This is a genomic window from Mycobacterium sp. E3298 (assembly GCF_001666895.1).
Taxonomy (GTDB): domain Bacteria; phylum Actinomycetota; class Actinomycetes; order Mycobacteriales; family Mycobacteriaceae; genus Mycobacterium.
Map to the genome: position 1 here is coordinate 1 of NZ_LZJB01000231.1, position 13,425 is coordinate 13,425.

The 13,425-nt window shown below is 66.6% G+C and carries 12 protein-coding genes and 3 pseudogenes; 2 read left to right on the plus strand and 13 right to left on the minus strand.

The window, feature by feature from the left end:
* Both A9X05_RS10770 and A9X05_RS10775 read left to right on the plus strand, forming a co-directional pair.
* Nucleotides 1-181 (plus strand): annotated as a pseudogene (locus tag A9X05_RS10770) (MarR family transcriptional regulator); the annotation flags it as partial.
* Nucleotides 182-229: 48 nt separating this feature from the next.
* A pseudogene (locus tag A9X05_RS10775) lies at nt 230-862 on the plus strand (SDR family oxidoreductase); the annotation flags it as partial.
* 3 nt (nt 863-865) lie between these two features.
* Here A9X05_RS10775 and A9X05_RS29575 read toward each other — a convergent pair.
* The 13 genes and pseudogenes from A9X05_RS29575 to A9X05_RS10835 form a co-directional block, all read right to left on the minus strand.
* Nucleotides 866-1,258, minus strand: a pseudogene (locus tag A9X05_RS29575) (MarR family winged helix-turn-helix transcriptional regulator); the annotation flags it as partial.
* A 72-nt stretch (nt 1,259-1,330) separates the two neighbouring features.
* On the minus strand, nt 1,331-2,065 hold the full coding sequence (locus tag A9X05_RS10780) for an amino acid ABC transporter ATP-binding protein (RefSeq protein ID WP_067756191.1): 735 nt from the start codon (nt 2,063-2,065) through the stop codon (nt 1,331-1,333).
* A gap of 2 nt (nt 2,066-2,067) precedes the next feature.
* Nucleotides 2,068-3,885, minus strand: coding sequence for an ABC transporter substrate-binding protein/permease (locus A9X05_RS10785; RefSeq protein WP_067781167.1), 1,818 nt, complete (start codon nt 3,883-3,885; stop codon nt 2,068-2,070).
* A gap of 50 nt (nt 3,886-3,935) precedes the next feature.
* Nucleotides 3,936-4,673: a GntR family transcriptional regulator gene (locus tag A9X05_RS10790; RefSeq protein WP_067761408.1), complete on the minus strand. Its 738-nt coding sequence runs from the start codon at nt 4,671-4,673 to the stop codon at nt 3,936-3,938.
* 110 nt (nt 4,674-4,783) lie between these two features.
* Complete coding sequence (locus tag A9X05_RS10795) at nt 4,784-5,569, minus strand: LLM class F420-dependent oxidoreductase (RefSeq protein ID WP_067781170.1); 786 nt, start codon at nt 5,567-5,569, stop codon at nt 4,784-4,786.
* Between the two features lie 15 nt (nt 5,570-5,584).
* The gene (locus tag A9X05_RS10800) at nt 5,585-6,499 is read right to left on the minus strand and encodes an alpha/beta fold hydrolase (protein WP_067781174.1); all 915 of its coding nucleotides are present in this window, start codon (nt 6,497-6,499) and stop codon (nt 5,585-5,587) included.
* 21 nt (nt 6,500-6,520) lie between these two features.
* Nucleotides 6,521-7,729 carry a DUF1214 domain-containing protein gene (locus tag A9X05_RS10805; RefSeq protein ID WP_067781177.1) on the minus strand — a complete coding sequence of 403 codons (1,209 nt, stop codon included), beginning with the start codon at nt 7,727-7,729 and terminating at the stop codon, nt 6,521-6,523.
* 2 nt (nt 7,730-7,731) lie between these two features.
* Entirely contained in the window at nt 7,732-8,535 is an 804-nt protein-coding gene (locus tag A9X05_RS10810) for a sugar phosphate isomerase/epimerase (protein ID WP_067781180.1), read from the minus strand.
* A 1-nt stretch (nt 8,536) separates the two neighbouring features.
* A complete protein-coding gene (locus A9X05_RS10815) occupies nt 8,537-9,706 on the minus strand; it encodes a sulfotransferase (protein ID WP_067781189.1) in 1,170 nt (389 codons plus the stop codon).
* Entirely contained in the window at nt 9,703-10,830 is a 1,128-nt protein-coding gene (locus A9X05_RS10820; RefSeq protein ID WP_067781183.1) for an LLM class flavin-dependent oxidoreductase, read from the minus strand. Before A9X05_RS10820 ends, A9X05_RS10815 begins: the two co-directional genes overlap by 4 nt.
* Before the next feature lie 132 nt (nt 10,831-10,962).
* Nucleotides 10,963-12,060, minus strand: a complete 1,098-nt coding sequence (locus A9X05_RS10825; RefSeq protein ID WP_067268555.1) for an inositol-3-phosphate synthase — start codon at nt 12,058-12,060, stop codon at nt 10,963-10,965.
* A 60-nt stretch (nt 12,061-12,120) separates the two neighbouring features.
* Nucleotides 12,121-12,663, minus strand: a complete 543-nt coding sequence (locus A9X05_RS10830) for a PadR family transcriptional regulator (protein WP_003874738.1) — start codon at nt 12,661-12,663, stop codon at nt 12,121-12,123.
* A gap of 157 nt (nt 12,664-12,820) precedes the next feature.
* On the minus strand, nt 12,821-13,425 hold a 605-nt coding region (locus A9X05_RS10835), incomplete at its 5' end, for a hypothetical protein (protein WP_067781186.1).

The window sequence follows — 13,425 nt, forward strand, 5'->3', positions numbered from 1 at the left end:
ACGGGCGGTGCATGGCGAATCCCTGGCCAACCGGCGCGCATCCCTGGCGGCGATGCTCAGTCAGCTCCCCCCGGCCGATCTGGGCACCCTGATGCAAGCGCTGGCTCCGCTGGAGCGGCTGGCCTGCGGCGAGCCGGCCCCGGGGCCCGCCGGCGAACCCGCGGCAGCCAAAGAGGCGTGAAAACACCTGCCAGACAACGGATTTCCTGGCACCCGTAGACTATCTTGCATGCCCACTGCACTCATCACAGGCGCAGGCGGCGGCATCGGTGCCGCGATCGCCACGGCGCTGGCCCCCACCCACACCCTGCTGCTTGCCGGTCGGCCGTCCGACCGGCTGGACGCCGTGGCGGAGCGGCTCGACGCGACGACCTTCCCGCTGGACCTGACCGACCCCTCCGAGATCGAGGCCACCTGCGAGATCGTGGATGAACTCGACGTGCTGGTGCACAACGCAGGCGTGTCCTTCCCCGGTCACGTCGCGGAGTCCAACGTGGATGAGTGGCGTGCCACCTTCGCCGTCAATGTGCTTGGACCGGTGGAACTTACGCTGGTGCTGCTGCCGGCCCTGCGGAGCGCCCGCGGACAGGTGATCTTCATCAATTCGGGTGCGGGACGCAACGTTTCGCCCGGGATGGCCTCCTACTCGGCGAGCAAGTTCGCGTTGCGCGCCTTCGCCGACTCACTGCGGGCCGACGAACCGCAGCTGCGGGTGACCACGGTCTATCCCGGCCGCACAGACACCGAAATGCAGCGCGAACTCGTCGCATTCGAGGGCGGCGCGTACGACGCCGCTAAGTTTCTCAAGCCAGAGACGGTCGCTGCCGCGGTAGCCAATGTGGTGGCCACTCCCCCAGACGGCCGGGGGGAGCTGACTGAGCATCGCCGCCAGGGATGCGCGCCGGTTGGCCAGGGATTCGCCATGCACCGCCCGTCCGCGCGGAGTGATGTCGACCAGCACCGCACGCAGGTCGGACGGGTCGCGCGAGCGTTTCACCAGACCGAGCTTCTCCAGCCGGCGGATCGCCACCGTCGTGGTGGGAGTCCGCACCCGTTCATGGGCCGCCAGGTCGGTCATCCGAATCGGCCCCTGATCCAGCAAGGTGACCAGGATCGACAGTTGCGCCAGTGTCAGTTCTCCCGCGGCAGCGCCGCTCGGGTCCCCACGACGCAGAATCGAAAACAATTTGGACAGCGCACGGTGCAAACCTTCCGCAAGCTCGGTCACATCGGCCGCGGTGGATTCGCTGTCCGCCATAAACGGGGAGTCTAACGCGATATCAGGCGGGGACAAGCTAGCTAAGCCTACTAATTAGAACCGAGGGGACGGTCAAAGTACTTGGGACAAGAATCGCTGTAAACGTTCGGTCCGCGCGGCCTCGAAAATCTGCTCCGGGGGACCGGATTCCACGACCTTGCCCCTATCCATGAAGACGACCGTGTCGGATGCCGAGCGGGCGAAGCCCATTTCGTGGGTGACCACGATCATCGTCATGCCGTCGGCGCCGAGGTCGGCGATGAGTTGCAGAATCCCTTTCACCATTTCGGGATCCAGCGCGGAAGTGGCCTCGTCGAAGAACATCACTTGTGGCGACATGGCTAATGCGCGGGCGATCGCGACCCGTTGCTGCTGGCCGCCGGACAACATGCCCGGCCGCGCATCGGCCTTGTGCTTCAGGCCAACTCGCTCCAATTGGGCCAGGGCCAAGTGGCGGGCTTCGTCGGCGGGCAGGCGGTGCAACTTGCGGGGCGCCATCGCAACGTTCTTCAGGACACTCAGGTGCGGGAAGAGGTTGAAATGCTGGAACACCATGCCGATGCGCTGGCGGAGCTTGTTGGGATCGTCGCGCAATACCGACCGGCCGTCCAGCAGGATGTCGCCGCTGTCCGGTTCGTGCAGCCGGTTCAAGGTCCGCAGCAGCGTCGACTTGCCCGATCCGGACGGACCGATGACGGCGACGGTGGTGCCCGCAGGGGCCTCGAAATCCACACCGCGCAGCACCTTGTTGCCGCCTAGGGTCTGATGAATGTCTTTGGCGGACAGGGAGACCGGCGCGCGGCCCATGTTCACGTGATCTCCTGGCCGAACGTCGTGGTGAGCATGCCCGGAGTGTCGTCCGGATCGGGGGCGCGCCGCCCGCGGCGCAGACGCGCGTCGATGTAATTCACCAGATGCGTTAACGGAATGGTCAATATCAAATAGAAGAGGCCCGCGGCCACCAACGGCGACAGGCTCCCCGTCTGGGCATTCAAATCGCGGCCCACCTGGAAAAGCTCGCGCTGGTCGGCGATCAGGCCGAGGAAGTACACCAACGCGGAGGCCTTCAGCAGCCCGATGAATTGATTGACCAGTGCGGGCAGCACCCGCCGTATTCCCTGTGGCACCACCACGAGCCGCATCGCGGTCGTATAGCTGAAGCCCAGCGCCCTGGCGGCCTCCAACTGGCCAGGGTCCACGCTTTGGATTCCGGAGCGCAGGATTTCACCGATATAGGCGGCGGCCATCAATCCCAATGCCGCAATTCCCAGGGGATAGGGATTCTTGTTGGTCAGCCCGCCGACCAACGGCCCGACCCCCATTCCGATCAGCAGGATGATCACCACTTCGGGCAGGCCCCGGAAGATATCGGTGTACACCCGCGCCGGCCAGCGCAGCCAGCGCCGGTGCGAGATGCCCGCCATGGCCAGCACCATCCCGAGAGCGAGGCCGATCACGATGGCGCTGTTGGTCAGGATGAGCGTGTTGGGCAGCCCGGTCGTGAGCAGAACCGGGATGGCTCGTCGGTACATCTCCCAGTCGAAGAACGAATCGCGCAACTGCGCCAGGGTCGATTTGGGTGCAGCCGGTCCCGTCGCGGTGCGGTGCTGGCTCGCGGCGATCGCCGCGAAGTCGGGCAGGTTCGGGGCGGGCGCGGCTTTCGATCCGGGTTTCCACCCGGGCGGCAGCGTCCGCGGTACCCATTGGCAGTACAGCTTGGCCCAGGTGCCATCGGCGATCACCGCATCCAGTCCGGAATTCAGCGCGTCGATCAGCGGCTTGTTCTCTTTCGCGACCGCGTAGGCCACGAAATTGCCTGGGCTGAAAGTGTTCGCGACCGTGACGGCCGGATCGCCCGGGCGGATGACGGTCGAGGCGAGGGTTCCGGGCGCCACCCACGCATCGATCTGACGGGTCTTGAGACTGGCATACAGGGTGGCGAAGCCGGGGTACTTCACCGGTTGCAGATGCAGGGTGTCCACGACATACGACTCCTCGACGGTGCCCTGGACCACGCCGATGCGCTGACCGGCCGCCAGGTCGCTGAACTTGTGGATCGGCGAGCCGGGGGGCACCACGAGGGAGTAGAAGCCGAAGTCGTAGCCGTTGGTGAACGCTACGGTCCGGCGGCGCTGGTCGGTCGCCTTCACCGATGCCGAGCCGACGTCGAAACGCCGGGACGCCACCTGAGCCAGCAGGGCGGAGAAGTCCGTGCTGACGAAGCGGAGCTGCAGATGCAGCTTGTCGGCGATGGCGCGCAGGAGCAAGTTGTCGAAGCCGCTGAATTCACCGGTCGGATTGATGCAGATGTTGGGCGGGGCGTCCGACAGGGTGCCCACCGTCAGCACGCCCGGTGTGCCGAGGCCGAGCGCGCCGACGTCGACGGAGCTGAGCGGCTCGACGGAGTTGGTCGTGTCCCGGTCCTCCTGGGGGGTGGGCTGACTCTCGGTCAGATCTTTGGGCAGGGCCCTGGCGCTCTCCACGCCGGAGGGCGCGCACTGGTTCCAATCGGCAGCCGCGGGGGTGGCCGGGCCGCCTAATGCCATGCCGCACACCAACAGCATCGTCGCGGCCAGTCCGAACAGCCTTCCGCGGCGCTGGGTGCTTCGGAACGCGCGGGCATTCATCCCTGCCACCGTATCGACCCGACGGCGGCTTCGTCGGGGGAGCGTCCCCTCTAGATCGCGAGTGGCTCGACGCCCACGGCTTCGGCGTCGGCGAGCACTTCGAGCGGTTCCGGCACCACCGGATCCATGTCGTCGGGTGCGGTGAACACCCGGCGCCGGGAAAGTTCGGCCAGCATGGTCTGTGCCATCAGATAGGAGCGGCCGACGCACGCGGCCCGGGCGGCCTCGGGGTCGCGCCGGTTGATCGCCGACGTCTCCTCTTCATAAAACGGGAGGATCTCTTCCCGGCTGCCTTGATAGATCAGCCAGAACACCCGGGGCACCAGGTTCTGCGAGGCGCGGATCGTGGCGTGTAACCGCGGCCCGGCGTATTCGTCGTTGATCGTGCGCCGGTATTCCGCCGCGATGTCGCAGAAGGCCCGCGAATCCTTGGCGGCGCGCAGCGATCGCATCAACGCGTCCAGCTGACCCAGGATCCGCGGAGTCGGACTCGTGGCCGCTCGCGCGGAGGCGATGCCGTTGAGCAGGCCCTCGAGTTCGTGATGCTCGAGGACGGTCGCTTCGTCGAACCGCTCCACGAACGCCCCCCGGTGGTAGCGGGTGGAGACAATGCCGTCGTGTTCGAGTTGCACCAACGCCTCTTGAATGGGAACGCGGCTCACGCCCAGGCCCAGCGCGATCTCATTGCGATCGACGCGGTCGCCGCTGCGCAGCTTTCCCGTCAGCAAGAGGTGCAGGATGTGCGAAACAACCAGGTCCTTTTCTTTGACCCCGTATTTCTTCGGCATGCGTTGTTGAGTCTCTTTCAAACCCGGTTCGGCCAACTAGCGCGAGAAGTTTCTCACGAGTTGGCTCGTATTTTCCGGCGTTTGACGGAGGAATCTTGCGGCGAAAGGCCTTAACGACCATCGCGCCACCGGCACAGCGCTTCCGCCGCGCTTAGGTCGTAATCCGGACCGTCACACCCCACCGTCAGCAGCGTCACGCCGAGGTCGACGAGCCTTTCGGCATTCTCGACCAGCGCGCCGCGGACCTGAACGGCGGCCGAGCGTTCGATGCTGGCCGGGTCGCGGCCGACGTCGGCGCAGTGCCGGGTCAAGACATCGGACTTCGCCGGGAACTCGTCGGCGGAGGTGAAGCTGTGCCACATGTCGGCGTACTCGGCGACCAGCCGCAGCGTCTTCCGCTCGCCGCCGCCACCGATCAGGATCGGGATGTCGCGGGTCGGCAGCGGATTCAGCTTGGCCAGCCGCGCCTTGATCCTGGGAAGCGCGCCGGCGAGATCGTCCAGACGGCTGCCGGCGGTGCCGAACTCATAGCCGTATTCGTCGTAGTCCTTCTGCTGCCAGCCCGAGCCGATCCCCAGCACGAGCCGGCCGCCGCAGATGTGGTCGACGGTCCGGGCCATGTCGGCCAGCAGTTCGGGATTTCGGTAGGAATTGCAGGTGACCAGCACGCCGATCTGAATGCGCGAGGTCTGTTCGGCCCAGGCCCCGAGCACGGTCCAGCATTCGAAATGCGCGCCGTCGGGATCCCCGTAGAGGGGGAAGAAGTGGTCCCAGTTGAACGCGATGTCGACCCCGATGTCCTCGCAGCGGCGCACGGCGTCGCGGATTTGGCGGTACTGGGGCGCGTGCTGAGGTTGTAGTTGCACACCGATGCGGACGGGCAGATCAGAAGTCATGTGCCCACCGTAGGCTCACCGCGCGTCGAGCACCCCGCGCAGCAGCTCGATCAGGGCCAGCGGCTGGTCGCTTTGCACGGAGTGCCCGGAGCCCGTCACAACGTGCGCGGTTCGGAAATGTCTTGTGCGACGGCTTAATTCCGCGGCATCGTCGTCGCTGACGAATCCCGAGTTGCCGCCGCGGATGAGGGTGATGGGTGCAGAAAGCCTGTCCACGTCCTCCCACAGGACGTCGAAGTCGGGGAACTTGCGGATGGCGTCGTAGCGCCACGTCCAGTTGCCGTTTTCCAGCCGGCGCGAGTTGTGAAAGACGCCGCGGCGCAGCGCCTTCACCTCGCGATGCGGGGCCGCGGCGATCGTCAAATCCAGCATGGCCTGGAAGCTGGGGAATTCGCGTTCGCCGTGCATGAGCGCCACGGTGCCCTGTTGTTCCTTAGTCATCTCCGAGTGGCGCTGCAGCGCCGACGGGGTGACGTCGATCAGGACGAGTTCGTTTACCAGTTCCGGTGCCACGGCGGCCAGCCGTATCGCGGTCAACCCACCCAGCGACATGCCCACGACAAGATCGGCGCTGGGCGCGTGCTCGCGCACCGCGGGCAACAAGGCGTCGGCGTTCAGCTGCGGCGAGTAGTCGCCGTCCTCGCGCCATGCCGAATGGCCGTGCCCCGGCAGATCCACGGCGAGTGCGGGTTCGCCCAGGCCGACGATGACGGTATCCCAGGTGTGGGCGTTCTGGCCGCCGCCGTGCAGGAAGACGACCCGCGGGGCGGCACCACCCCACCGCAGCGCGCTGATCTTGTCCTCACCGGCGCCCGCCTCCACGCGTTGCACGTCCGGCAGCGGGCCGGCAACGCCGGCTTGCTCGGCATTTTCGGATAACAGCGAGAACTCGTCGAGCCCGTCGAGTTCGTCTTCGGAGATTTCGGCCACGACCTAAAACTAGCCCCTCGTCTACAGGAGGTAACGACGGCGGATGCCGCGAAAGCGCTCCCACATCGCCGCCGTGCGCTCGGCGGGGCTCACCAGGGCGGTGTCTGCCGGCAGGGCGGCGAGCAGTTCGTCGTGCTTGACGACTTGGGTGTTCAGCGCGGCCGGTGCGCCCTCGAGCATGTGCCGGTAGGTCAGGTTGCCGCACGCGAAGCCCTGGGTGTCGATCCAGTTGTGCACGCCCGGATCACGATGCGCCATGACGAGACGGATGCGGCCGTCTGCGTCGGTCTTCGTGCGACTCGGCGTGTAGCTCACCGGCCGGTACAGGTAATCCATGCTGTTGAAAAAGACGCCCATATTGGTCAGCATCCACAATCCGGCGTGGGCGCCGAATTCGAGGATCAGCGCCTCGTCGTCCGCGAGTTCCCAATACATGTTGGCGGCGGCCCGCCCGCGCCTGGCGTCGGCGTCGGTCGCGTCGACTTGCGGAAAGGAGTTGGGGCGGTTGGGGTCGACGCCGCCGTAGGTGAAGGGGAACTCGGGCCAGTCCGCCATCAGGCCAGTGACGAAGTCGCCCGCCCAGCGCATCGCCTCGACCATCTCGGGCGTCAACGGCAACGGCTTGGGGTAGTCCATGTCGATTCGTTCGATGCGAACCTGCGCGGGCAGCTCGTCCCAGCGGTCGAAACCCTGGCGAATGAACAGTTTCCGCGAGCCGGTAGTGGTGGGCAGCCAGTTCGGCCCGCGCTCGGGTCCGCCGATGTAAAGCTCGATTTCCCCGCCATCGCCGACCTGAAGCTGATGACCGAGCAGGTTGGCCTCCGGTATGTCACCGAACGGCTCGTGCAGCACGCCCGGGCCAGACGTACGTGGCCCCTGAACCGTGACGTTGAAAAACCTTGCAGTGCCACGCGTCCCGACGAGGCGGTAGGTCGACCGCCCGTCGATCCACGCCTGCTGGTAAGTAAAGTCGGCGCAGTCGCCGCCCAGCTTGCGGGTCGGGCCGCAGAAGGTGTGCAGCACCGGGTAGCGGGTGTCACGCGTTTCGAGCGCCAGATCGAAGGCCTGGCCGAGATTTTGGGTGAGGAACCGGTAGGCGTCGACCCGATGGGCGCCCGACACCGGGTTGGCCTGCTTGAAGGCCTGCTCGCCCGCTCGCTGCAGCCGCGCGCAGAATTCCGTCCAGGCCTGCTGCAGCGCCGCGTCGTCGGGCCCGTCGCCGAAGGCCATGCTCACGCACCGAGCCTCTCGAGCATCGCGCTGACGACTACGCATGCGCGTTGCGCGGCTTCCAGGTGTCCCTCCCGGTCGATGCGGGGACCGATCAGTTCCAGGTCGAAACCGTGGGAGTAGCCGCCGGTTAGCGCCTGGGCGACGATGGCTTCCAGCGGGATCGTTCCGTCGCCCGGTACCGCCCTGGCCGGTAGCGCCCGGTCGCCGAGCACATAGTCGCTCAGCTGGATCAGCGCCGTCCGCGGTAGGGCCCGCTGCACCATCGCCTCCAAATCCCCCTCCGCCCAACAGTGAAACACGTCGATGCATACACTCAGGTCGGCCATCTCGGCCAGCGTGACGGCGTCGCGCAGCGTGTGGGCCAGGTGGATGTCGGCGTACAGGCTTGACGCATTCTCGATGGCCAGCGCCACCCCGGCCGCCTTGGCCTGACTCGCGCAGGGGCCGACCATCGCGCAAAAGCGGTCCGCGGCCTGAGCCCAGGTGAGGTCACCGCGCCCGCCGGTGAGCAGGTAGACGGTGCGGGCCCCGACGGCGGCGGCCGCGTCGATCACGGCGGACAGCGCGTCACGGGCGGCGTGCGGTTCGCCGGACAGCTTGCCGCCGGCGAACAGGTGATAGACGGCTTCGACCGAATATGCGTTGCCGTGGAGCAACATCGGGAAGTGCGGCTCCAGCAGCTGGGCGTCCAGGATGCTGAGCCGGGACACGCCGAGTGCCGCCCAATGAGCTTCCAGTTCGGCCAGCGACTCGCCTTGGAAGGTGACGTTGTGCACCGACAGGCGGTGGTGCGGACCGGTCATGTCAGGCGCGGCTCTCGATGGCGACACCGAATCGCTCTCGAAAAGGCCGGAATTCGGCGTGCAGCGCCTCCAGGTCCTCGCCGATGTCGGTCAGCAACTGGGTGGAGTAGCGGAATTTGCCGTAGCGGTCGCCCCGGTTGTCGGCCAGGTAGGCGCGCATTGTCGCTTCGGCGTCGTCCGACAGCTCGCGACCGCAGAACTCGTAGTAGCGCCGAACGGTGCCGATGTGGTCGCCGACGAAGTCGGCGTAGCGCACGTGCAAGATGCGGGGATCGTCGACCAACGGATTGCTCATCGTGTTGGCAATGCTGGCCCGAGTCATCTCGAGGTGCTTCTTCGCTTCGGCGTGCAGGTCGACCGGACCGACGATGCCTTCGGCGATGTCGGCCATCATCATGGTGCGCGACGCGGCGACTTGGACGGGGTCGCGGTGTAGCCACATCAGGTGTGCGTCGGCATAGGTGTCGAAGAGTTCCTTGAGGCGGAAGCCGTGAAAGCCCTTCAGCACCCAGTATTTTCGGGCCCGACGGTATTGCAGCTGTTGCAGCATGGCCTTGTGCAGCCGGTATTGCGCCGCCGGATCGGTGGCCAACCCGCCGACCAGCGACTGCATCGGCACGCGCCACCAGGCCGTCGGCGTCATCACCCGGAAGTCGAACGCCCAGGTGCGCTCGTCCTCGGGCAGGCCGTCGCCCAGCATGTCGTTGTACGGGTGGCTGTGCAGCCACTTGGGCATCTTGGCGTTGATCTCGCGCCAGTCCGCGTCGGCCCGTTCCCTGCGGTCGTCGCCGGGGCCGGCCAGACCCGGCGGTGGTGACGGATACATCACCTCCCAGAAGCGCAGCGCCCGAGCGCGCGGGTCGACGGACATCAGGGCGTGCATGAGCGTTGTGCCCGAACGGGGCTCGCCGGTGACGAACATCGGCCCGTCGATCACCTCGTCGGCGATCGGGTAGCGGTTGCGGTCTTCGATGAATTCGAGCCGCGACGTCAGCAGCCATCGACACACCTGTGCCGCCTGCCGGTTGCCCTCGGCGTCCATGCCGAGGCGGTTGAGATGGTCGACCGCGACGGTGAAGCGTTGCGGCAAGGTGGGATCGCCATAGTCGCGCAGTCCGGTTTCGGTCTCCGCGTCGGCGAGCAGCTGGGCGGCGTCCAGGGACATCGTCACACCCGCCCGCCGCACAGCCGCATCAGTTCGTCTTCGGTGGCGCGCACGTTGGCGGCCGAGGCCTCGGCGTAGCTCAGGCCGGCCATCGCGCCGTAGTCCAGGATCTTGGGTACGCGCAGTCCCGCGTCGACGTACGTCTTGACGATCTTGGCCACCTGCGTCGGCGTCCCGTGCGGGACGGCGGCCAGCACCATCTCGGGCCGCGCTTTGGCGAGGAATTCCAGGATCCGTTCGCGGGTGAGCACCGCCGGGTCGATGTCTTGAAATCCCCGCCACCGATCGCCCATCGGGTGGTCGAACCCGAAGCCGCGCAGCGTTTCCGCCGACACTTGCAGCAGGAACGCCTTGACCAGGGGTGCTTGGAGGATCTCGGCGAGGGCGTTCTCGTCCTCGCCGATCAGACATACCTGAATGAAGCACGGTGTGATCGCCTGCGGATCACGGCCGACGCGTTCGGCGGATCTCCTTACCGCACAGAGCATTTCGGCATAGTGTTCTGGTGTCCAGGCGCCGGCGGGCCACCATCCGTCCGCGTGCCGGCCTGCGACGTCCAGCATCCGCGGGCCGCTGGCGCCGATCCAGATCTGCGGCGGCCGGCCCGCGTAGGGTTCGGCGTCCAGCCGGGCATGGCGCAGCGAGTAGAACTGCCCGTCGAAATCGACCGGGCGGTCGCTGTTCCAGAGCAGCCGGATCACCGTGAGAGCTTCTTCGAAGCGGCTGACCGGCCGGGAGAAGTCGAAGCCGTAGGGCAGGGTGTTCTCGCTCTCACCGCTGCCCAGGCCGAGGATGAAACGGCCCTTGGCGAGGTGGTCGATCGTGAGCGCCGTCTGGGCCAGCAGGCTGGGGTGGCGGCGCACCGTGTCGACGACGGCGCTCACGATCGGCACGTTCTCCGTCAGGACGGCGGCCGCGGCGGCTACCGCCAGCCCGTCGAGGTGGCGGTGCGGCGACGGGGAAGCGGTGGCCAGGTCGGTGAACTCGGGGGTCCAGATCGAGTCGGGCCAGAAGCTGACCATGTGGTCAGGCAGCCAGATCGAGTGGTACCGGCCGCTGTCCAGCTCCTCCAGCCGGGACAGGTCCAGCGGGAGGGTCGTGCGCAGGAATGCGGCGGGTTGCACAGCCATCGAGAGATGATGCTAAGCACTCGCACAGCGAAGTGGGGAGGAAATGGCTCCAGCGGCCGCGAGCGCAACGCCGTGGCGAATTCCGAAGGGGGAAGGCGCCGTGACGTTACGCCCGCGGGTTAAGCAGACCTCTTAGCCCTCGATGATGAACTCTTCGAGCTGCGCGCGCGCGACGTCGTCGGGAAGCTGCTGCGGCGGGCTCTTCATCAGGTAGGCCGACGCCGGGATCACCGGGCCGCCGATGCCGCGGTCCTTGGCGATCTTGGCCGCCCGGACCGCGTCGATGATGACGCCCGCCGAGTTCGGCGAGTCCCACACCTCGAGCTTGTACTCCAGGTTCAGCGGCACGTCACCGAACGCGCGACCCTCCAGCCGCACATAGGCCCACTTGCGGTCGTCGAGCCAGCCGACGTGGTCGGACGGGCCGATGTGCACATCCTTGGTCTTGAACTCGCGTTGCAGGTTGGAGGTGACGGCCTGCGTCTTGGAGATCTTCTTGGACTCCAGCCGCTCACGCTCGAGCATGTTGAGGAAGTCCATGTTGCCGCCGACGTTGAGCTGCATGGTGCGGTCCAACTGCACGCCGCGGTCCTCGAACAGCTTGGCCATCACCCGGTGGGTGATGGTGGCGCCGACCTGGCTCTTGATGTCGTCGCCCACGATCGGCACGCCCGCGTCGGCGAACTTCTTGGCCCATACCGGGTCCGAGGCGATGAACACCGGCAGCGCGTTGACGAACGCCACACCCGCGTCGATGGCGCACTGCGCGTAGAACTTGTCGGCCTCTTCCGAACCGACGGGCAGGTAGGACACCAGCACGTCGACCTCGGCGTCCTTGAGCGCCTTGACCACATCGACCGGCTCGACGTCCGAGAGCTCGATGGTGTCGGCGTAGTACTTGCCGATGCCGTCCAGCGTGGGGCCGCGCTGCACCACCACGTTGGTGGGCGGCACGTCGGCGATCTTGATCGTGTTGTTCTCCGAGGCGAAGATCGCGTCGGAGAGGTCGAAGCCGACCTTCTTGGCGTCCACGTCGAAGGCGGCGACGAACTTGACGTCGCGCACGTGGTACTGGCCGAACTTGACGTGCATCAGACCGGGCACAGTGCTGTTCTCGTCGGCGTTCTGGTAGTACTCGACGCCCTGTACCAGCGAAGACGCGCAGTTACCGACGCCGACAATGGCGACTCGTACCTCCGTCGACGCGATTGGCGCGTTCTGGTCACTCATAAGGGCGTTCTCCTAACTCGATAACTCTGTGTCGCAGCTGATGAATTTCGTGCAGGGGTTTTACGTCTGCTCGGAGAGGCCGGGCATCGCCCGCTCCGCAGCAATGAGCTCGTTGAGCCACTTCACTTCGCGCTCGCTGGACTCGAGCCCCAGCTGGTGAAGTTGGCGGGTGTAGCGATCGAACGAGCTGCTGGCCCGCGCCACGGCTTCGCGCAGGCCTTCGCGCCGCTCCTCAACCTGACGGCGGCGACCCTCCAGGATGCGCATGCGCGCCTCCGCCGGAGTCCGGTTGAAGAATGCCAGGTGCACCCCGAAGCCGTCGTCCGTGTAGTTGTGCGGACCGGTGTCGGCCACCAGCTCACCGAACCGACGTCGTCCTTCGTCGGTTAGCTGGTAGACGCGCCGCGCCCGACGGACCGGCGTGCCGGCCGGGGCGGCGTCTTCGGCGATCAAGCCTTCGGCCTGCATCCGCCGGAGGGCGGGGTACAGCGAACCGTACGAGAACGCACGGAACGCGCCGAGGAGACCGGTCAACCTTTTGCGCAACTCGTACCCATGCATCGGCGATTCGATCAGCAGGCCCAGGATGGCGAGCTCAAGCATCGAATCACCTCCTTTGCACGGCCGGTTACGACGGTTCGACGCCTCGCGTCATCGTATCGTCTCGATATATTCGCCACAACACCACCGGTTGTTAGTCGGCTATTAGTCCGGGTGCGCGGAATCGAATCGCGCCGGCAGCGGGGCCGGATCGCGGCGGTTAAGACGGCAGATTCAGTTGCTTCACGGTGCCGTCACCTGCGAAGACGATGTAGCCACCACCGTAGTCGCTGGAGACGTACAGCGACAACGACAGGGCGCCGGGGGTGGTCGGGTCGGTCGCCGGCTCGATGTTGAGGTATTCGGTCTTGACGTCCGACGGCTTCATGTGGAGGGTCTGCGGGGCTCCGCGCATGATGCCCACCGTCGCCGTGACGTCGAACTTGCTCAGGTCCACCGGAAAGGGCCCGTCCGCGGAACTCTTGGCGGAGCTCGTCGGGTCGCCCCAGCCGCCGCGGTAGCTGTAGGCCAACACGCGGCGATCGTCGGAGGGATCGGGCCGGTCGAGCACCGCGTACGTCGGATAGATCACCAGCCGGTAGCCCATCGCGTCGCCGAAGCGTTTGCGTGTTTGCTCGAGCAGTCCCGTCAGGCCGCCGACCGAGTGCAGTTGGGTGGGCGGGGTCAGCACGACGGCGGCGACTCCGTCGGGCTTGGCCCCGGGGTCCGTGGTGAAGTCCAGCGGCGACTTGGTGTTGCCGTACATGCCCCACCCGATGCCGATGCCCAGCAGTACCGACACGACGAACGCGGCGGCGAGCACCC

What these genes read in the sequence shown, in the direction of transcription:
- A9X05_RS10780 (WP_067756191.1), bottom strand. Translation starts at nt 2,065, where the DNA reads ATGGGCCGCGCGCCGGTCTCCCTGTCCGCCAAAGACATTCATCAGACC.
- A9X05_RS10785 (WP_067781167.1), bottom strand. Translation starts at nt 3,885, where the DNA reads ATGAATGCCCGCGCGTTCCGAAGCACCCAGCGCCGCGGAAGGCTGTTC.
- A9X05_RS10790 (WP_067761408.1), bottom strand. Translation starts at nt 4,673, where the DNA reads ATGCCGAAGAAATACGGGGTCAAAGAAAAGGACCTGGTTGTTTCGCAC.
- A9X05_RS10795 (WP_067781170.1), bottom strand. Translation starts at nt 5,569, where the DNA reads ATGACTTCTGATCTGCCCGTCCGCATCGGTGTGCAACTACAACCTCAG.
- A9X05_RS10805 (WP_067781177.1), bottom strand. Translation starts at nt 7,729, where the DNA reads ATGGCCTTCGGCGACGGGCCCGACGACGCGGCGCTGCAGCAGGCCTGG.
- A9X05_RS10810 (WP_067781180.1), bottom strand. Translation starts at nt 8,535, where the DNA reads ATGACCGGTCCGCACCACCGCCTGTCGGTGCACAACGTCACCTTCCAA.
- A9X05_RS10820 (WP_067781183.1), bottom strand. Translation starts at nt 10,830, where the DNA reads ATGGCTGTGCAACCCGCCGCATTCCTGCGCACGACCCTCCCGCTGGAC.
- A9X05_RS10825 (WP_067268555.1), bottom strand. Translation starts at nt 12,060, where the DNA reads ATGAGTGACCAGAACGCGCCAATCGCGTCGACGGAGGTACGAGTCGCC.
- A9X05_RS10830 (WP_003874738.1), bottom strand. Translation starts at nt 12,663, where the DNA reads ATGCTTGAGCTCGCCATCCTGGGCCTGCTGATCGAATCGCCGATGCAT.